The organism is Acinetobacter sp. IK31 (assembly GCF_035615195.1).
Lineage (GTDB): Bacteria > Pseudomonadota > Gammaproteobacteria > Pseudomonadales > Moraxellaceae > Acinetobacter > Acinetobacter calcoaceticus_C.
On record NZ_JANBOB010000032.1, the window covers coordinates 236,869 to 257,349 of the forward strand.

Genomic DNA, 20,481 nt, shown 5'->3' on the forward strand with positions numbered 1-20,481 from the left:
AGCTCATGACAAAAAAATGACCAAATTAAAATAGTATAAAAAAAGACCACCTAGAGTGATCTTTTTATTGAGAATAACGGTTTTAATAAGCAGTTTTTGCGCGATTAGAAATCAGTGTTCCAACCCCATGATCAGTAAAAATTTCAAGCAGTGTTGCATGTGGTACGCGACCATCTACAATGTGCGCACTGACGACGCCACCTTTAACAGCATCAAGTGCACAACCTACTTTAGGAATCATTCCACCATAGATCACGCCTGTTTCAATGAGACGATCAACTTCTTGCGTAGTAAGGCCAGTTAACAGATTTTTGTTTTCATCCAACACGCCACTAATGTTTGTGAGCAAGATTAATTTTTCAGCACCTAATGCTTCTGCCACCTTACCTGCCACTAAATCGGCATTAATATTATAAGTATTGCCTTCTTCATCTACGCCTAATGGCGCAATAACTGGAATAAAGTCACTTTGGGTAAACATTTCAAGCACATCAGTTTTAACGCCAGTTACTTCACCAACCATACCTAAATCAATATGTTTGATAGAACCGTCTTCTTCTTGCTTTTCCATAAGCAATTTACGAGCACGAAGTAAATTACCGTCTTTACCTGTTAAACCAATTGCACGACCACCATGTTTATTAATCAGGTTAACAATTGATTTATTTACGCTACCACCTAATACCATTTCAACCACTTCCATGGTTGCAGCATCAGTTACACGCATACCGTCAATACGATCAGATTCACGTCCTAACTGCTTTAAAAATGAGTCTACTTGTGGCCCACCACCGTGAACAACAATCGGATTTAACCCTACAGTTTTAAGTAAAACGATGTCTCGGGCAAATGAACTTTCTAACTCTGGATCAGTCATCGCGTTGCCACCGTATTTCACCACCAGCGTTTTACCAGTAAAACGTTGAATATACGGCAAAGCTTCAATCAAGATTTTTGCTTTGTCGACACCGATATGCTGATGTTGGGGCATTACGCCTCTCCTTACTTAAGCCTCTGAAAGTTCTTGTGCAATTTGTGGATAGTGCTCTTGCAACATATCTACAAATTTTTGCTGGATTTCCTTTAATCGTAAAGGATTATCTGCGTCAAATCTTACTGTAAAATATTCACCAGTATTTGATGCTCGAATAATGCCAAAACCATCATCAAAATCAAGACGTACGCCATCGATTTTACTGATTCGAGCACCTAAACGATGACTTAAAATTTCAATATCTTGTAATACATACTTTGGATCGGACTGATAAGTACCAATATAGGTATCTTCTGTACAACATCTTTCTGGATAAGGAGCAAATAATTCGGAAATTGTTATAGCATCAGATTGGGTAAAATACTCCATTACACGTAATGCAGCATATAAACCATCGTCGTAGCCAAAACCACGCCCATCATTAAAAACGTAGTGACCTGCATATTCACCACCAAAAATGGCGCGTCCATTCGACTGAGATAAATAAGCCCGTAAGAAACTACTTCCCGTACGGATCATTTTTGCTTTTCCGCCGAGTTGTTCGACCGTTTTTTGAACCATGCGTGAACATTTTACATCAAAAACAATTTCTTGCTCGGGATGTTGCTCTAAACACATTTGTGCAAAAAGTGACAGTAAACGATCTGCCGTAAGAATTTGGGCTTTTTCATCGACTAAAACGACACGATCACCATCGCCATCCAGAGCAATGCCTATATCTGCCTGCTGCTCAATAATTGCCTTTCGCAAATCACTTAAATGTGCTGCATGTGAAGGGTCTGGTGCATGGTCTGGAAACTCTCCATTTGGATTGGTTCGTAGGGCAATGACCTCACATCCCATCTTTTCCAATATTAATTTTGAGCAGTGTCCAGCAGAGCCATGTAAACCATCTAAAACGACTTTTAAAGGACGTTTTAACTGAATATCTTTAAAAATAGCTTGCTGGTATTTTTGGCAAAACTCAGCTTTAAATTGAGGTCGTGTTAACTCAAGCACAGAAATGGCATGGACTGGTACATAAGTTTGAGCTTCTTCACCAACCTGCTGAATCATTTCCGGAGACGGCGGTTCACCTTTTAAAATCCACTTAATACCATTATCCGATTTTGGATTATGACTTGCGGTCACCATAATGCCATTGCCGCCAAAATCTCTTGCAATGTAATACATCATTGGCGATGAACAACAACCAATGTTGGTAACATTTAAACCTTGTTCTATTAAAATTTCTTCAATTAAGTGTGCATAGGCCGGACTTGTGAGACGGGCATCATAGCCAATCACTAATTGAGTTTGTTTTGCTTGTTTGTATTGTTGTGCCAATCCGTAGGCAATTGAACGGACAACGTCCGCAGTTAGGTAAGAAAGTTTGCCTCTAATATCGTAAGCACGAAAAATACTTTTTGGAAATGAGTGTCTTACATTCATAGCGTATCTTCTATTTAAAGATCAATTCGATCTATCGCAAAAACATAGATTATTCAAAATTTTTGAAAGGTTTGTTTGCTAAAAAAAGTTAAAAAAATATGAGTAAGGCGTGTTGTAATATAATCCTTTGTAACATTCAAGATGTAAAAAGAAACGCCTGTTCAACAGGCGTTTGATTTTCGTTAATATTTTAAAAAAACTTATTGTTTACCTGTGTGACCAAAGCCACCAGCGCCACGTAAAGTTTCTTCAAATTCTTCTACTTGCTCAAATTCAGCCTGCACTACTGGCACTAAAACATACTGTGCCAAGCGCTCACCTGGTTCTAAACGGAAAGTTGTTTGACCACGGTTCCAAACTGAAACCATCAATTCACCTTGATAATCCGAATCAATCAAACCAACTAAATTGCCAAGCACGATACCGTGTTTATGGCCTAAACCTGAACGCGGTAAAATTAAACCAGCAAAATTTACATCATGAATATAAATTGCCATACCTGTTTTCACTAAAACAGTTTGACCTGGTTCAATATCAATTGCTTCATCGACGCAGGCACGTAAATCTAAACCAGCTGAGCCTGCTGTTGCATATGAAGGTAAAGGCCATTCTTTACCTAAACGCGGATCGAGCAATTTCACTTGAACTTTCATGGGATTTCCTAAAAATTAAAAAAATTAACGCTTTAATAAAGCTTTCAAATTTGCCAGATATTGTTGAGCCTGCTCTTTAGGATCAACATTTGCTGCAATTTTCTTTTTGCGCCCTAACCATTCGAGCTCATCTTGTGGAAGTTCATCAAGAAAGCGGCTTGGGGTCATCTGTTTCATCTGTCCACCGTTTTTACGCTGCTCAGCTAAAGTCAACGTTAAACCTTGGCGGGCACGGGTAATTCCCACGTACATGAGACGGCGTTCTTCCTCAATGGTTTCTGCTGCAATTGAGTTTTTATGAGGCAATAGTTCTTCCTCTAATCCCATAATGTACACATATGGGAATTCCAAACCTTTTGCCGCATGCAGAGTAAGTAAGTTAACTTTGTCTGTATCTTCTTCTTCCTGCTGCTGTTCTAACAGATCTAGTAGCACCAGTTTTCGGATTACACTTTCAATGTTCTTTTCATCAACATCTTCTGCACGATTAATCAGGTTTTGAATACTGGTAAATAAGTTCTCGATATTGTCGAGTTTACTTTTCTCTTGTGCAGGTGTTGCAGACTGTTCACGAACGTAATCGATATAGCCCGCTTCGTTCATCATCTGACGAACTTTAGGAACAGGCTCATCATCTTCTATCAATTCACGAGTAAACGTCGCAATAAAGTCGGCAAACTCATGAAGTTGAGTTTCTGCTTTTTTAGGAAGCACCATGCTTAACCGTTGGTCAGCAGAAGCACCTAGTAAAGACAAATTATTTTCTTGTGAGAATAAACCTAACTTCTCAAGAGTAACCGGCCCGATTGCACGTTTAGGCGTATTAATAATACGCAAGAAAGCACTGTCATCTTCTGGGTTAATAATAAGACGCAAATAACTCATCACGTCTTTAATTTCTGCACGCGCGAAGAACGAAGTACCACCAGACAATTTATATGGGATTTGCATTTGACGAAGCTGTGTTTCTAATACACGAGCCTGAAAGTTACCGCGATATAAAACTGCATAATCTTTCCAGTTTTTTCCGTTCATAAGCTTGTGGGTCAATAAGTCTTTTACCACGCGCTCTGCTTCATCATCATCATTACGACAAGTAATAATTCTGATGACTTCACCATGCCCTTTATCACTCCACAATTTCTTATCAAAAATATGGGGGTTATTTTGAATGACACAGTTCGCTGCTTTTAAAATACGGCTGGTTGAACGATAGTTCTGTTCAAGTTTAATAATATGTAAATTTGGGAAGTCCTGTTTCAGCAAAGCCATATTTTCAGGCTTGGCTCCACGCCATGCGTAGATTGACTGGTCATCGTCACCTACTGCGGTAAACTGCCCCATCACCCCAACTAAGAGTTTGACTAAAATATACTGGGCGGTGTTGGTATCCTGATATTCATCGACCAATAAATAACGAACACGGTTTTGCCATTTATCACGCACTTCTGCATTTTCTTGCAATAGGCGTGTTGGCATAACAATTAAGTCATCAAAATCAACAGCGTTGTAAGCACGTAAATTACGTTCATAAAGTTGGTAAAGATGGGCAAACTGTACATCTTCAGGTGTTTCACAAGTCGAATGTGCTTGCTCTGGCACGATCAGATCGTTTTTCCAATCTGAAATTTTCTTCATTGCTTTAGCAATTAATTCTTTACTTTCTGCACTCGACAAATTGTCGCGATGCATCAAATCCATCAAAATACGTTTACAGTCATCTGCATCTAAAATCGAAAAATTAGCTTTTAAAGGTAAATTTTTAAGTTCTAAACGTAAAAGGTTTAAACCAAAAGTATGGAAAGTAGAGACTGATAAACCTTTTGATTCTTCACGTGATAAAAGCTTGGACACACGCTCTTTCATTTCACGTGCAGCTTTGTTTGTAAATGTCATCGCTGTTATACGATGCGCCGGAATACGGCATTGCTGCACCAAATAAGCAATTTTACGGGTAATTACAGATGTTTTGCCTGAACCAGCGCCAGCAAGCACCAATAAAGGGCCCTGAGTATATTTCATGGCTTCTTCTTGCTTGTTGTTCAATTGACTGGCAGATGACATCGTGGTTTACCTCTTAATTTTTCGAGCATGATTATAGTCATCTCTGTTTTAGAAACCCAATAGTAAATCTACGGATATGTATAAATGATGTCTAATAATGCAATTTCTACGCCGCAGTTTGTCGTGGTTATTTATTATTCACAGTCATAAAAAAACCACCCGAAGGTGGTTTTTAATACAATAATTTAAATTTTATTGTTTTGCATAGATGCTGATTTCTACACGGCGGTTTTGTTCACGGCCAGATGCAGTTGAGTTATCTGCGATCGGGTTAGAAGAACCATAACCTTGTGCATCGATACGGCTAGATGAAAGGCCTTTACCAGCTAAATAGTTTTTAACTGATTGTGCACGTGATTGAGATAACGGAATGTTGATTGAGTCATTACCAGTGTTATCTGTATAACCAGTGACTAAAATAGCGCTCTTGTTATCTTCAGCCAATGTTTGAGCTACTTTGTCTAAAGTTGCATAGAAGTTTGGCTTGATATTTGATTTGTTTGTATCAAAAGTAATGCTGCCAGGCATGATCAATTGAACAGAACCATCTGGATTACGGCCAACGTCTACACCAGTACCCGCCATTTGTTGACGTAATTTTTTCTCTTTCTGGTCAAGGTATACACCACCAGCAGCACCAAGAACTGCACCAATTGCTGCAGCACGGTTGTTTTGACGGCTAGAGTTTGCACTTGATTTAGAAATACCATAACCAGCTGCTGCGCCAATTAAAGTACCTAATGCGGCTTTATCGTATTCAACGCCACCAAGATTATTACCAGTTGTTTGACAACCAGATAATACTACTGCTGCCCCTACCACTGTCGAAATAACTAATGCACGCATTGCATGCCTCCTCACTTTGTGTGTTTTGTTGTCTGAATGAATAATGAAACAAAAAGGAAGTATAAAACATTGATATTTTGTTAATAATAAACAGTTTAGTTACTTTTTTGTAATATTTTGATGCACTTTAAGATGCAACCTCATCACAATTTCTTCATTGTTGTCTAAGATATCGTTGTATTTCATATTATGACAGTTATAGTTGAACAACTTTTCTATGGATTTTAGACATTCGGGGCCCTTCATATGTCAACTGCATCCAATAAGCAATCTACGCTAAAAAAAATTACACGTGGACTCACTGTAGGTACAGTCATTACAGGAAGTACGTTTTTTCATGGTCCACCTGTTCTTGCACTAGGACTGACCAAGCTTTTAAAAAAATCATCAAAAATAGATGAAACCAATATTCAAATTACAAATAGCTGGTTAGGGGTAAATAATTGGTTAATTGACCATGTTTTACCAAATCTAAAATGGGATATTACGATTGATGAGGGGCTTGACCTAAATATGCAAGGTCGTTATCTCATGACGTGTAATCATCAAAGTTGGGTCGATACGACGGTGAATCAATATTTTGGTTTAACCCGTATGCCACTCACCCGCTTTTTTACCAAATGGGAACTCATCTTTATTCCTTTCGTTGGACAAGCATTTAAAATTCTAGGCTTCCCAATGATGAAGCGTCACAGCAAAGAACAGGTTGCAAAGAATCCTGAGCTCAAAGACCGTGACATGATGGAAGCACGTAAAGCCTGCGAGCAGCTTTTAAGCCAGCCTTTTACCTTATTAAATTATTTAGAAGGTACTCGTTTTACTCAAGAAAAACATGACCAGCAAAAATCACCCTATAAGCATTTGCTTAAACCCAAAGCAGGCGGTTTAGCGCTTGCCTTGAATATTTTGGGTGACAAAATTGATGCCTTAGTGGATATGACAATTGTCTACCCGAATGGCGTACCTGGGTATAGTGATTTTTGGCTAGGCGATGTTTCAAAAATTGCGGTAAATTTGCGTAAAATTGAAATTCCGGATTGGGTTCTGGGTGGAAACTATGAAGACGATGCGGTTTACCGTGAGCGTTTCCAGCAATGGGTCCATAAAATCTGGACCGACAAAGATCAACTTATTGAGCAAATGAAATCTCAATATACCTCTACGAATATTTAAGAAAGCATCCGTTATTATGCAAAACAGCGCTGGGAAAAAAACGAAATATCATCATGTAGATCCAAGCAGTCTTTCATTTAGGCTGTTTTTAATCTACGACATCTTTATGGTGTTTATTATCATCTTCAACCTGTTCTGTCTTGCTACAAATTTCTTTTTAATGAGTAGTATTGGGGCATGGTTCTTTGAACATATTCATTTGCCCCAAGTGCTGAGCTTTTACCGTAGTACACTGCATCCATGGGTAATCACATCAGAAGCATGGTTTATTGGTTTCTTAATTATTGAGCTACTTGTCCGCTGGGGCATTGCCATTATTTATAATCATCATAAACGCTGGTTCTTTTTTCCTTTTATTCACTGGTATGAAATTTTAGCCATTATTCCTCAGCTCCGCTTTTTACGTCTATTCCGAGCTGGAATTATTGCTTATCGTTTACATGAGCTGGGTTATCCGGTTGTTCCAGAAAGCTGGCGAAAGACTGGCTTATTTTACTATCGCGTCGTGATGGAAGAATTATCTGATCGTGTCGTTATTACCGTGCTTGATGGTATTAGATATGAACTTGAAACCAGTTCCAGCCATAAACAAATTATTCACGATTTGGTTAATCATCATCGTGAGCAATTTACTGTCGCCCTAACAACATTATTACAAGAGTCTTTAGCCACTGCGTTAAAAGAACAAAAACCAGCAATTAGCAAAGGCGTTGGGAAAATTGTAGATCAGGCCATAGTAGACACACCTGAACTCACTCAATTATTACGTTTAATTCCTTTAGTCGGCGGTCGCATTGAACAACAAATTCAAAGTATTGGCCAAAGATTAGGTGAAAATATTAGTGCAGGTTTAATTGATCCTTTAATTGAAGGCTCGCCAAACCATCCTAATGCAACCTATCAATTGATTTCTAAAAAAGTGAGTGAAATAAATATTAATAATCGTCAGCTTGAGCAATTGGTTGAATCTGTCGTGTTCGAAACACTCGAGTCTGTACGAAAACAAGTCAAGGTCAAACAATGGCAACAAACGCTTGCGGAGTATGATCGAATCAAAGAATAAGCATTTACTTAATTTTTTATGAATCTCGCTAGAGAATTGGCACAAATTGTTCTAGCATTTGCCCTATTTACAATAAACTTAGCGCTATTACAGCTCGTTTAACGCCTTGAAGGAAGACTTATGGCTGATATACGGATTACCGGCAGAATGGTTAACTTTAGCAGGATAACCTTCGATACCAATGATCATGATGTGATCCGCCAGCAATTATCAAATATATTAAATGAAGGTTCCTATAATGGAACTTTAGTGATTATTGACAGTACAGTTGAGCAAGAATTAATTGCATTAATTCAAATTCTGGTGAGCTTAGGTCTACAGCCTATGGCGGTAATTGACGGTATTTTAGGAGATGAAGCTCGCGCTATTCAATTCCCTGTTTTACCGGCAGATCAACCATTACAGCGTATTAAAGCCACAACCGAACAAGTGGCGATTGTAGAAAAACCTGCTACCGCTCCTGCCTCGTCTTCAGCAGAAACAAAAAAACCACTAAACAAGATAGCGGTTGCTCATATTACCTCTTATCATGATGAAATTTTGCGAACGGGCCAATCCCTCGTACAAGATAACGGCGATATTATTTTAAAAGCTGGGATGAATAGTGGTTCTGAAGTGATTGCATCAGGAAATATACATATTTATGGCACAGTTCGTGGTAGAGTCATTGCTGGTGCGGGCGGGCACGCAGCTGCACGCATTTTTTGCCAATCTTTAGAGGCTGAGCTCGTTTCCATTGCCGGAACGTATTGTGTCGCAGATGATATCCCTAAACATGTGGTAAAAAAGCCAGTACATATTTATTTAAATGAAAAGCAAGAGCTTGAATTTGAAGCGATTGAACTTTAGTTTATTAAGCAAATCACCAAAAAACAGCCCTTTTAAGGGTGTATGACCATAATAGGAGTGGATTCGGTGGCCAAAATTGTTGTCGTAACATCAGGCAAAGGTGGTGTAGGTAAAACTACAACGAGCGCATCTTTTGCAACAGGTTTAGCCCTTCGTGGTCATAAAACTGTTGTGATTGATTTTGATGTAGGCTTACGTAACCTTGATTTGATTATGGGTTGTGAGCGTCGTGTTGTTTATGATTTTGTCAATGTTATTAACAATGAAGCACGTCTGCAGCAAGCCCTTATTCGCGATAAAGATATCGAAAACCTTTATATTTTACCGGCTTCACAAACACGTGATAAAGATGCGTTGAGCGACGAAGGTGTTGCTCGTGTTATTGATGAGCTATCTCAAGAATTTGATTACGTTATTTGTGACTCACCTGCTGGTATTGAGCGTGGTGCGATTTTAGCCATGTATCATGCAGATGAAGCAATCATTGTAACAAACCCTGAAATCTCTTCAGTACGTGACTCTGACCGCATTATTGGTATGTTAGATAGCAAAACCAAAAAAGTTGAACAAAACGAAGGACGTATACGTAAACATTTATGTATTACTCGTTTTAACCCTGAACGTGCAGACCGTCAGGAAATGCTAACAATTGATGATATTTCTAAAGATATTTTACGCGTACCGACATTAGGTGTTATTCCAGAGTGTCCAAGTGTATTGCAAGCATCAAACGAGGGTAAGCCAGTAATTCTATATTCAGAAACTAAAGCTGGTCAGGGTTATGATGATTTGGTTGCACGCTTTCTTGGCGAAGACCGTCCTTATCGACACATCACAGCTCAACCTAAAGGCTGGTTAGCACGACTATTTGGAGCATAGTTATGGCAGGATTCTGGAGTAAATTATTTAGCAGTGACGAGAAGCCATCAAGTGCTCAAACTGCTAAAGATCGTTTAAAAGTTATTGTTGCTTCTGAACAAGGTTTAGGCCGTCGTTTAAGCCAAGACAAGATTGATCAGATGAAAAAAGAAATCATGCAAGTGGTCAGTCGTTATGTAAGTGGTGTAGGTGAACAGCATATCCAAATGCAGGTTCGCTCTGAAGCAAATATCGAAATGTTAGAAATGAATATCAATTTACCTGAAGAACGATAATTCTATTTCTGACTATTCAATAAAACAGAATCAAGGCAAAATAACGCAAGTTATTTTGCCTTTTTTAAAACTGAGGAGATTGTCATGGCATTATCACAGCCAGCAACTTTCAATGAAGAATGGTCCGATGAGCGTGTTTTTGCCTACCTCAACCAACTTCCGCCAACGGGTGTGAACGCAGATTTTCATGTGCTCTACCATGCATTCAAACATATGCGTCCAACAGACTATGAACGTCTTTTGACTCAATTTATTGCGGACGGACGCGATATTAATGCCAAAGACCCCGAAGGCCAACGCATCCATGATGTGATTGCCAAATTTCCGCGTCAATCGGCACCCTTTTTAGAAGTTCTAGCAAAGTTTGCTTAAAAATAAAAAGCCTCTTCAAGAGGCTTTTTTCTTAGCTAAATTTATCGATTGCCAATCAGGAAAATACCAAACACCGTAAAAATACCACCTGAAATACCATCAATCCATTTTGAAAAATTACGATAAGCTGATCTAAAACTCGGTAACGAAAAAATAAAAGTCACAAAGCAGAACCATAAAATCGTTTCAACGGTAACAATAATAAAGAGTAGCCAATGAACCTGATCAAGTTGAGGATTGGCTAAAAATAAAGAGAAAACACTACCAAAATAAATAACAGCTTTAGGATTTGATAAATTCGTTATAAGACCCTTCATAAAAAATAAGTAAGGTGCTTTTGGTAGCTCTACAGCAACAACATCTTCTTGCTGATTTTTTGAAAATGCTGAACGTAACATCTGATAGCCCAGCCAGCATAGGTATAAGCCACCTGCAATCAGCAAACCTTGCTTTAACCATGCCATTTTTTCAAAAATAAGATTTAATCCCATCAATGCTAAACAAGCCCAGAACATAACGCCTGCTGTTATACCAGCAACCACGAGCATGGCTTCTTTACGTGATCTGCTAATCGCTGTTTGAGATACTAGAAAAAAATCAGGGCCAGGAGTAATCAGCGCACAAAAATGAATAAAAGCTAGAGTAATGAGAGCTAAGAACATGTTTTCTCCTAATCTGTTTCATTGTTATTTATTTAGGAAAAATACATTAGCATTTTTTACTATACGATAAAACATCTAAGCTATTTAAAGGGAGTATTCATTTTATTTCACTCATAAAAAAGCCTCCGAAGAGGCTTTTTAGCTATTTCATATTAAACCAATATATCTCGCTTACCATTCGGTCCCATTGCGCTCACAATGCCGTTCTCTTCCATTTGGTCGATGATACGGGCAGCACGGTTATAGCCAAGGCTAAATTTACGCTGTAACGATGAGGTAGAAGCCTTACGTGTTTCTAAGACAAATGAAACACATTGATCATATAAAGCATCACGGTCAGAACCACCGTCACCCTCTTCGAAACCACGTGAAGTCGATTCTTCGTCAAATGGTGTCAAGATTTCATCAACATAATCCGGTTCACCACGTTCACGCCATGCATCACAAATACGGTTTACTTCATCATCACTAATGAAGGCACCATGCACACGCTCAGGTTCGATTTTACCAGGCCCCAAGAACAACATATCACCATGACCGAGCAGATCTTCTGCACCACCTGCATCCAAAATCGTACGTGAGTCAATTTTACTATTTACACGCAATGCTACACGCGTTGGAATATTGGCTTTAATCAAACCCGTGATTACATCAACAGACGGACGTTGAGTTGCAAGTAATAGATGAATTCCCGCAGCACGAGATTTTTGCGCTAAACGCGTAATCATTTCTTCTGCTTTTTTACCGACCTGCATAATCATGTCGGCAAACTCATCTGCCACAATCACAATAGATGGTAGCGGTGTTAGACGAGGTGCACGTTCTTGCGTCGCAGAGTCACTTGGTTTCCAAGTTGGATCAATGAGATCTTCGCCGTTCGCAATTGCTTCTTCAACTTTACGGTTGTAGTCGCTTAATTTACGAATTTTCAAGAATGACATCAGTTTATAGCGACGTTCCATTTCATTCACACACCAGTTCAACGCGCTTACTGCATCTTTCATGTCAGTAACAACTGGAGTTAATAAATGCGGAATATCATTATAGTTTGCAAGTTCAAGCTGTTTTGGATCGATTAAAATCAAACGTAACTGATCAGGTGTGTATTTGAGCAACATCGATAAAATCATCGAGTTTACCGCAACCGATTTACCCGAACCTGTCGTACCAGCAACCAACATATGTGGCGCTTTTGCTAAATCAGTTAATACCGGATTACCTGAAATATCTTTACCCATTGCCATACTGATTAATGCGCTTGGGTCTCGATATGTTGGCGTTTCTAATAGTTCAATCAAACGCACCATTTCACGGGCACTGTTTGGAACCTCAATACCAATATATGGTTTACCCGGAATAACCTCTACCACACGTACAGAAGCCATCGACATTGAGCGCGCTAAGTCACGCGAGATATTCGTTACTTTAGATGCTTTAACACCTGGTGCCAAATCTAACTCAAAACGGGTTACTACTGGCCCCGGTTGAGCTTCAACCACTTGAGCTTTAACATTAAATTCTTGTAACTTAATTTCAAGCAATTCAGATAAGCGCGAAAGCTGCTCTTCAGTAAAGTTAACTTTCTTATTCGGATCAACCTTATCAAGCAGCTCAAGGCCAGGTAATGTTGGTAAATCTAAACGCTTCTTGGCAACTTGCATTGAACGAGACATTGGTCGGCCTGACGCATCTGTTAATGGCGCATCTAAATCGAAATCGTCTTCATCAATATCAGGATTGTCCTGTGGTTTCCCCGCAGTTTCTTGCCAAGCTTCAATAAACTCTTCTTTTGAAAGCTTATCAGCTTGAATTGTCGTTTGAATAGGCGCTTTTACAAAAGCTGAAGATTGAGCGTAACTACTTGCTCTTAAAGGTTGAGCTGGAGCAACATCCTCATCTATTAATAAATCATCAAAATCTTCAAAGACTTGTTCATTTGCTAAATTTTTAGGTGACTGATTTACATTCGATAAAGGTGAAGACGTTTCTTTCGCAATATTTACCGATTGTGAAATAGGTTCTGCAACTACATGCTGTTCTTGAACAAATGGCGTATGCACATCTGTTGCAGTTTTGCTGTTTGGAACCGCAGCAAGCAATTCATCAAAAATCTCATCATCATTCCAATCAAGGCTATGTAAGTCTGGTTTAGGTGTAGGTTGAGTTTGATGAACCTGAGAAATAGTTTGCTGGAATTGCTCATGAGCAGGAACTTGTTCTGTTGAGTCATCAGCTGCTCTTAAAAGCGCATCAATTTCTTGCTTATGGCTCGCATCATCACGTTGTAAAGCACGCCATACCTCACCCGTAGCCACTAAACGTTGAGTATCTTTTTCAAGCTTATGAGCTTGCTCAAGCGTATGCTCAAAGTTTTGAGTATTTGCAACTGGTGTATTTGCTACAGGTTCAGGTCGGCTCTGCTCTTTCGCTAGCACATCTGCAAACAGGCGCTCAGCAACCGCATCATGTCGTGTTGCTGTGGGTTGTGATTGAGTGCTTTCAGATTGGACTGAAGCTACTTTCTCACTTGAAGCACTTTTCTCTGCATTTTGTGCAACTTTAGCTGCCACTGCTTTGTTAGCAGGCTGAGTGGTTAAATCATAATCCGATTCGTTCGGTGATACATTTTTATAAAACAAATCTTGTAAATAACTTGGTGTCGCTTTGAGCGTAACCCATGTTTTGCTCCATTGCACCCCAAATGCAAGAGTAAACAAGACCACTCCGAAAACCAGTAAAAATAAAGTCGCGCCGTAAATTGTTAGCAATTGAGATAGGCTCTGACCTAACTCGTAACCAATAATTCCCCCAGCCGCATTATCTAAAGTATCTGCTGGTAGATTCCAATGTAAATAAAGCAGGCTAGACACAACCAGAATTAAAAAGAATTGTGCAGCATAACGAAATGGGCGGTTTAAAAAACTATGTGGCCACCACACCTGAATTGCTTCAATAAAAAGGAAAATTGGAATAAGCAAACTTGCCCATCCTAAAAAACCAAACAGCAAATCTGCAATCCATGCACCAGCAATACCACTTGCATTGGATACTTGCTGAGTATCACTGGAAATATGCATCCAGCCCGGGTCAAATGGTGTATATGTTACTGTGGCCAGAAACATATAAATGCCAAAAGAAACCAAGAATAATGTCATCAATAAGCGCTGTGCATAAACACTCGACACCGCAGTCATATACTGTCCTGTAACCCATTTAATTATTGGTTTAGAGATGTGAAGAACTACATTTAGATCTTCAACGAATGAACTTTATATTATGCACCTGTTCTTACAAAAAAGGTGCATGATTCTTTACAGTTGTTGTTAACATGAGGCACTTCTATATTGTTATATAACTTAATTCGATTGATCTGATCAATATTATCCACATTGATTTCACGCTATTGATCGGCAAATTCACGTATAATTTTCAAAATTCTCGAAATAAATAAGGATACCCTCAATGAGTGTTCGTCATTCTCGGTTAATTATTCTCGGTTCTGGTCCTGCGGGCTATAGTGCAGCTGTCTATGCAGCACGTGCAAACCTTAAACCTACTTTAATTGCAGGTTTACAACTAGGTGGGCAGCTTACAACAACAACCGAAGTTGACAACTGGCCGGGCGATCCTGAAGGTTTAACAGGTCCTGCATTAATGGATCGTATGCAAGCACATGCTGAACGCTTTGGTACAGAACTCGTCTATGACCATATTAACGAAGTGGACTTAAATGTACGTCCTTTTGTTCTTAAAGGTGACATGGAAGAGTACACATGTGATGCTTTGATTATTGCAACTGGTGCTACAGCTCAATATCTTGGCCTAGAGTCTGAACAGAAATTTATGGGCCAAGGCGTAAGTGCCTGTGCAACATGTGACGGTTTCTTCTACAAAAATCAAAAAGTGATGGTTGTAGGTGGTGGTAACACTGCTGTTGAAGAAGCGCTTTATTTATCAAATATTGCTGCACATGTAACGCTAGTACACCGCCGTGATAGCTTACGTTCTGAAAAGATTTTGCAAGATCATTTATTTGCCAAAGAAAAAGAAGGCAAAATCAGCATTATCTGGAATCATGAAGTTGAAGAAGTATTGGGTGACAATACTGGTGTAACAAGTGTTCGCCTAAAATCAACTCAAGATGAAACTAAGCAAGACGTAGAAGTTCATGGTCTATTCGTTGCGATTGGTCACAAACCGAACACTGCAATGTTTGATGGTCAATTAAACTTACGTGATGGCTATATTCAAGTACAAAGCGGCACTTCAGGTAATGCAACAGCGACTTCTGTAGCTGGTGTTTTTGCTGCTGGTGACGTAGCTGACAGTATTTATCGTCAAGCCATTACTTCTGCTGGGTCAGGTTGTATGGCTGCACTTGATGCTGAAAAATATTTAGATAATCTCGGTTAATTCAATTAACACAAAAGACATTCAATGCACTATTGAATGTCTTTTTTAATAGTGTTTTATTTCATCAAATTTTCAAAATGATCCAAATGCGTAAAACGTCCTGACCTCGACTGATATTGGTCAATCTGAGGAACTAACCGTTGAAAGTGCTCAGACTGAACATGTCGATCTAATGCGGCTCGATCTACCCATTCTTCAATAAAAACAAAATGTCCTAAATTTTTTATATCATGATATAAATCGTACGCAATACATCCTTCTTCACATCTCGTTTTTTCAACGAGTTCTTGGTAAAGCGGTAAAACAAAATCAATTTTTTTAATATCAATAAAATCTTCTGCAATAAGTTTTAGCATTACGCAAACCTTTCCATTCGTTCATTCATGCTAAAGATGAACAATAAAAATTGTCAATGAAGCTCAGTTACGTTAATTTTGAATTATTCCATTTCATTTTATTTTCTATGCAAAAACTTCCACTCTCTCAATTCATTTTCCCTGACCCTATTGAAGCAGATCCGGATGGTCATGGTCTCATTTGTATTGGTGCTGATCTCTCCCCTTCTACTCTCTATGAAGCGTACACCCATGGACTATTTCCTTGGTTCAATGAAGATGAGCCTATTTGTTGGTGGAGCCCTGAACCGCGTTGTGTCATTTACCCTCAAAATTACAAGCCGAGCAAGTCACTACTTAGAAACATGAAAAAATATGACTATGCGATTACGGTTAATCACGCCTTTGAACAAGTTATTCGTTCATGTTCTCTACCAAGAACTTATGCAGATGAAACATGGATTAGCGAAGATATTATTCAGGGCTACTGCGAGATGTTTAATGCGGGCTATGGATATAGTGTGGAAGTTTGGGAACAAGACAAACTTGTGGGAGGTTTATACGGCATTACCATTGGCAAAGGTTGCTTTGGCGAATCAATGTTTAGTAATGAAACCGATGTTTCAAAAATGGCTTTTTACACATTAATGCTGATTGGACAAGAAAATCAGCTACCGTGGGTAGACTGTCAACTCGTCAACAGTCACCTAATTAGTCTGGGAGCTTGTACACTTTCTCGTCAAGACTACTTAAAATCGTTACAAGATGTAATTATTCACCCTTCTATCAATTGGAAAAAGTATCAAGAAGGTGTATTTTCAAGTAAAACAATAGCATTAGATGCAAAATTAATGGAATGATAACAGGAGGGACCAATCATGAAATCATATCACCCGAAGTCCCTTTTAAATGATTTGCAGTATTATATTACTCCACCTCATGATTGCAGCTATTTAGAAAATAAATCGGCGCGCATGGTATTTTTAGACCCTATTCATCGAATTGATGTGGTCACTCTTTCAGAACTTTCTCGTTTAGGATTTCGTCGTAGCGGTGACTTCGTTTATCGCCCTGAATGCCATTTATGTAGACAGTGTTTGTCTTGTCGTGTTCCAGTTGCTGACTTCCAAATGAATGGCATGCAAAAAAAAGCGTGGAAAAGAAATCAAGATCTGACCATGACTGTTTTGCCTACTCAGCAAGCAGCACAAATTCATTATGATTTATATGAACGCTATATTAATGAACGCCACGCCGATGGTGATATGTTTCCGCCTAGCTTAGATCAGTTTGAAAAGTTTTTAGTACATAGTTGTACAGATAGCTTTTTTCTTGAGCTTTGGAAAGATAACCGTTTAATCAGCGTATCTACCTGCGATCTAATGGATGATGGGCTATCTGCAGTCTATACTTTCTTTGATCCAGATGAGCATCGCAGATCACTTGGTGTGTACTCTATTCTTAACCAAATCGAATATGTTAAATCACTTGGTTTAGAATATCTTTATTTAGGCTACTGGGTGCCACACTCAGCCAAAATGAATTATAAATCGCAATATACCCCTTTAGAACTTTTACTAGATGGACAATGGCGCCGTTTAAACAGATCGCTATCCCCAGAAGAAATTCAACAGTTAGGTACGTCGCTTATGACAACATTACCTTCTGAATGGAATAATTTAATTATTAAATAATTTTGATCTTGCCTTCTTATGAAAAGTAATTAGATCAAAATTTAGAATAAAGATGCAAAATCATCAGTACAGGTTTTTACCATAATAACCGCATCTTCCCGCCCACCTTCTGGAGTAGGATAATAATTGCGACGAAGATCGATTTGGTGAAAACCTGCTTTTTCATATAAACCAATAGCGGCTTTATTACTTTCACGAACTTCTAAAAATATTTGTACTGGCTGATTTTTTAACTGATCTATTGATGTATTTAATAATTCATATCCTAAGCCCTGACCTTGCATCTTAGGATCAACTGCCATGAGCAATAAATTTGCTTCATCTAACACTGGCTGTAAAATACAGAATCCAACCACTCTATTTTGTGACTCAATGACTGTACATTGATAAGAATTCAAAGATTCTACAAATTGCTGTCTTGACCATGGATGTGTTTGCACTGATTTTTCGATTTGTACAACAATATCAACATCAGTGTTTTGCATAATACGAATCATGGGTTCCAGCACAATCAAAGTTCTAAAGTAATGCGTATTATAAAAACTTCACAAGAAAAAACGAGTAAAAAAAAGGACAATTAAATTGTCCTTTTTTACTATTCTTTTTAGAGGCCTAATTTTTCACGCCAAGTTGCCAGCAATGCTGTAGTGTCAGAATCATTTGGATGAAATTTTGGTCTTAAGAAATCAAGTAACTCTGGAATTTGACGTGTCATAAAACCTTTACGACCATACATAAACTTAAGCATGTACTTCGTATCTTTCCATGTTAATTTACCATCAGTTTTTAGTAACTTAGCAGTAAAATGTGTCTGAGTTGCAAAAATTAATGCCATTGCAATGATTAAAGCTGTTGAACGCATAAAATAAGCTTTCGGCCCTTTTCCATACATGCTTGTATATACATCGAATGCCACAGCTTTATGCTCATTTTCTTCTACAGCATGCCACATCCACAAATGATACATTGTGTCGTCTTGGAACATGGCCTGAATTTCAGGATTCTGTAAAAGTTCAGCTGCAATCGTAGAAGTGAAATGCTCTAAAGCACACGTTCCAGTTAAATCAATCATTTCTTTGGTATAACCAAAAGGTTTCATTAATTTAGTGACAACAGCAGTACCCATTTTAATCACTGTACCTGTCTGCTTTTCCATATGACGAACATCATATCCATAAGCCTGTGCTGAGGCATTAAAGGCAAGATGTTCTTTAGAATGCATCGCTTCCTGACCAATAAAAGCGCTAATCTCTTTTTGAAGATCAGAATCGGCAAGTTTCGGATCATTTCGAACAGCACGTGTACTATTCACAAAAAACTGCTCGCCTTCTGGAAAAAGGGCCGATAATGCTGTCATAAAATGAGTTAATCCTGCATCATAATTCGCCCAATAGCGTGGGACCTGAGTAAATTCAAAGTCCATACGACGCACAGGAAAACTAGCACCAGCACGATTAGAAATATTTACCTTAGCATTCATCTCAGACTCCTTTTAAGTGAATAGCTAATTCACATATAACTTTATTTATTTTCTTAATATTTATAATCATACGTCTTTCAATGGGCCAAATAAGTGCAGATGAGGACAGAGAAATATCAGATGAGGTCATTAATACCCCTATAAAGGTGCATTTTTGTACTTAAAAAGAAAAAAGGGCTACTAATGAGCCCTTTTAAACCAACAGAGATTTAAATTACAAACCTAATTTTGCTTTCCATGTTTTCAACAGACCTACTGTATCCAAATGATTTGGATGGAAACCAGGCTTAAAGTAAGCCAGCATTTCTTTAGCCATGCCAGTAATGATACCTTTCGATGGGCTATATGCGTATTTATAAATCACAGATAGCTCATCCAGATTTAATTTTTTATCTTGTTTTAATAAACGAAGCACAAAAGAAGACTGAATCAAAAAAATCAAAGTCATCGCAAATACCAGAGAACTCGTACGTAATGCATAAGCTTTTACACCTTTACCAAATACGCCTTCATAGACGTCAAAAGCTACGGCTTTATGCTCATTTTCTTCGATAGCATGCCAATACCACATGGTTGACATGGTTTCGTCTGTCATCAACTCTTGAATATGCGTATTGACTAATAACTGTGAAGCAATCGTAGCGGTAAAATGTTCGAGTGCTGTTGTAGCTGTTAGGTCAACCATGTCTTTGGTCATACCGAAAGGTTTGACAATTTTTACAAAAGTTTTAATTGCTGTTTGAATCGCAGTGTCAGTAAACTTCTCTAACGCTTCCACATCGTGACCAAACTTTTGAGCAGAGGCATTAAAATTTACATGCTCTTGAGTATGCATTGCTTCTTGCCCAATAAAAGCACTAATCTCTTTCTGAAGCGTTTCATCATCTTTAATAGAAGGGTGATAACGTACTGCACGTACACTATCTATAAAGAATTTCTCACCAGCCGGAAACAAAGCTGACAGTGCTGTCATAAAGTGGGTTAGTCCAGCAGAACCATTCATCCAATATTCTGGTACATCATTAAAGTCAAAGTTCATACGACGTACAGGAAAGCTCGCCCCTGCACGATTAGTAATATTCACTTTAGCATTCATACCCAAAGCTCCTTAGAAGTAACCCAAGTTACTCAAACTTTATTGTTCGTTTTCTTGATTCTTATCATACAAATTTAATAAAAAGGATTAAGGGTAAATAAGGACATTGAAATATCAGTTAAGGCCAGCTTTTATAGTGATTGTTAGACAATTAAATATAAAAAAAGCGCTCTAAAAAGAGCGCTTTTTTTCACTGAAAGTG

General features: G+C 38.5%; 20 protein-coding genes. 9 read left to right on the forward strand and 11 right to left on the reverse strand.

The features are described 5' to 3' along the window. Positions 1-82 precede the first annotated feature (82 nt). From argB to MSG66_RS16700, 5 genes are all read right to left on the reverse strand, one after another. Positions 83-991 (reverse strand): acetylglutamate kinase, encoded by a 909-nt coding sequence (gene argB, locus MSG66_RS16680; protein ID WP_324654668.1) that lies wholly within the window; start codon positions 989-991, stop codon positions 83-85. Positions 992-1,006: 15 nt separating this feature from the next. Continuing rightward, positions 1,007-2,425 (reverse strand): phosphomannomutase/phosphoglucomutase, encoded by a 1,419-nt coding sequence (locus MSG66_RS16685; RefSeq protein ID WP_324654669.1) that lies wholly within the window; start codon positions 2,423-2,425, stop codon positions 1,007-1,009. Positions 2,426-2,625: 200 nt separating this feature from the next. Next, a complete protein-coding gene (gene dut / locus MSG66_RS16690) occupies positions 2,626-3,078 on the reverse strand; it encodes a dUTP diphosphatase (RefSeq protein ID WP_003653255.1) in 453 nt (150 codons plus the stop codon). Between the two features lie 24 nt (positions 3,079-3,102). Then, positions 3,103-5,142: a UvrD-helicase domain-containing protein gene (locus tag MSG66_RS16695; protein WP_324654670.1), complete on the reverse strand. Its 2,040-nt coding sequence runs from the start codon at positions 5,140-5,142 to the stop codon at positions 3,103-3,105. Between the two features lie 192 nt (positions 5,143-5,334). Next, on the reverse strand, positions 5,335-5,988 hold the full coding sequence (locus MSG66_RS16700) for an OmpA family protein (protein ID WP_045434762.1): 654 nt from the start codon (positions 5,986-5,988) through the stop codon (positions 5,335-5,337). Between the two features lie 246 nt (positions 5,989-6,234). Here MSG66_RS16700 and MSG66_RS16705 point away from each other — a divergent pair, with 246 nt between their 5' ends. From MSG66_RS16705 to MSG66_RS16730, 6 genes are all read left to right on the forward strand, one after another. Continuing rightward, positions 6,235-7,161, forward strand: a complete 927-nt coding sequence (locus MSG66_RS16705) for an acyltransferase (RefSeq protein WP_202743889.1) — start codon at positions 6,235-6,237, stop codon at positions 7,159-7,161. A 16-nt stretch (positions 7,162-7,177) separates the two neighbouring features. Then, positions 7,178-8,224, forward strand: coding sequence for a preprotein translocase subunit SecA (locus MSG66_RS16710; protein ID WP_324654671.1), 1,047 nt, complete (start codon positions 7,178-7,180; stop codon positions 8,222-8,224). Positions 8,225-8,344: 120 nt separating this feature from the next. Continuing rightward, positions 8,345-9,073, forward strand: a complete 729-nt coding sequence (gene minC / locus MSG66_RS16715; protein WP_324654672.1) for a septum site-determining protein MinC — start codon at positions 8,345-8,347, stop codon at positions 9,071-9,073. 66 nt (positions 9,074-9,139) lie between these two features. Further along, the gene (gene minD / locus MSG66_RS16720) at positions 9,140-9,952 is read left to right on the forward strand and encodes a septum site-determining protein MinD (RefSeq protein ID WP_004641647.1); all 813 of its coding nucleotides are present in this window, start codon (positions 9,140-9,142) and stop codon (positions 9,950-9,952) included. 2 nt (positions 9,953-9,954) lie between these two features. Then, the gene (gene minE, locus MSG66_RS16725) at positions 9,955-10,227 is read left to right on the forward strand and encodes a cell division topological specificity factor MinE (RefSeq protein WP_003653273.1); all 273 of its coding nucleotides are present in this window, start codon (positions 9,955-9,957) and stop codon (positions 10,225-10,227) included. Between the two features lie 84 nt (positions 10,228-10,311). Next, positions 10,312-10,599, forward strand: a complete 288-nt coding sequence (locus MSG66_RS16730) for a PA4642 family protein (protein ID WP_005048600.1) — start codon at positions 10,312-10,314, stop codon at positions 10,597-10,599. Positions 10,600-10,640: 41 nt separating this feature from the next. On the opposite strand, the gene rhtC is transcribed toward MSG66_RS16730, so the two are convergent. Both rhtC and MSG66_RS16740 read right to left on the reverse strand, forming a co-directional pair. Further along, entirely contained in the window at positions 10,641-11,261 is a 621-nt protein-coding gene (gene rhtC, locus MSG66_RS16735; protein ID WP_133975039.1) for a threonine export protein RhtC, read from the reverse strand. A gap of 152 nt (positions 11,262-11,413) precedes the next feature. Next, on the reverse strand, positions 11,414-14,455 hold the full coding sequence (locus MSG66_RS16740) for a DNA translocase FtsK (RefSeq protein WP_202743891.1): 3,042 nt from the start codon (positions 14,453-14,455) through the stop codon (positions 11,414-11,416). Positions 14,456-14,723: 268 nt separating this feature from the next. Here MSG66_RS16740 and trxB point away from each other — a divergent pair, with 268 nt between their 5' ends. Further along, entirely contained in the window at positions 14,724-15,674 is a 951-nt protein-coding gene (gene trxB / locus MSG66_RS16745) for a thioredoxin-disulfide reductase (RefSeq protein WP_042897741.1), read from the forward strand. Between the two features lie 56 nt (positions 15,675-15,730). Here trxB and MSG66_RS16750 read toward each other — a convergent pair whose 3' ends face one another. Then, the gene (locus MSG66_RS16750) at positions 15,731-16,030 is read right to left on the reverse strand and encodes a putative quinol monooxygenase (RefSeq protein WP_133975043.1); all 300 of its coding nucleotides are present in this window, start codon (positions 16,028-16,030) and stop codon (positions 15,731-15,733) included. A gap of 107 nt (positions 16,031-16,137) precedes the next feature. On the opposite strand from MSG66_RS16750, the gene aat reads away from it, so the two are divergent. Then, on the forward strand, positions 16,138-16,869 hold the full coding sequence (gene aat, locus MSG66_RS16755; protein WP_042897771.1) for a leucyl/phenylalanyl-tRNA--protein transferase: 732 nt from the start codon (positions 16,138-16,140) through the stop codon (positions 16,867-16,869). Between the two features lie 18 nt (positions 16,870-16,887). Next, positions 16,888-17,703: an arginyltransferase gene (locus tag MSG66_RS16760; RefSeq protein ID WP_003653280.1), complete on the forward strand. Its 816-nt coding sequence runs from the start codon at positions 16,888-16,890 to the stop codon at positions 17,701-17,703. A gap of 41 nt (positions 17,704-17,744) precedes the next feature. Here the strand turns inward: MSG66_RS16760 and rimI are convergent, their stop codons facing one another. The 3 genes from rimI to MSG66_RS16775 all read right to left on the reverse strand — a co-directional run bounded on the left by rimI (position 17,745) and on the right by MSG66_RS16775 (position 20,279). Beyond that, positions 17,745-18,200 carry a ribosomal protein S18-alanine N-acetyltransferase gene (rimI, locus tag MSG66_RS16765; protein ID WP_133975047.1) on the reverse strand — a complete coding sequence of 152 codons (456 nt, stop codon included), beginning with the start codon at positions 18,198-18,200 and terminating at the stop codon, positions 17,745-17,747. A gap of 107 nt (positions 18,201-18,307) precedes the next feature. After that, on the reverse strand, positions 18,308-19,183 hold the full coding sequence (locus MSG66_RS16770) for a metal-dependent hydrolase (protein WP_042897737.1): 876 nt from the start codon (positions 19,181-19,183) through the stop codon (positions 18,308-18,310). 214 nt (positions 19,184-19,397) lie between these two features. After that, positions 19,398-20,279, reverse strand: a complete 882-nt coding sequence (locus MSG66_RS16775; RefSeq protein ID WP_202743894.1) for a metal-dependent hydrolase — start codon at positions 20,277-20,279, stop codon at positions 19,398-19,400. Positions 20,280-20,481: the final 202 nt, after the last annotated feature.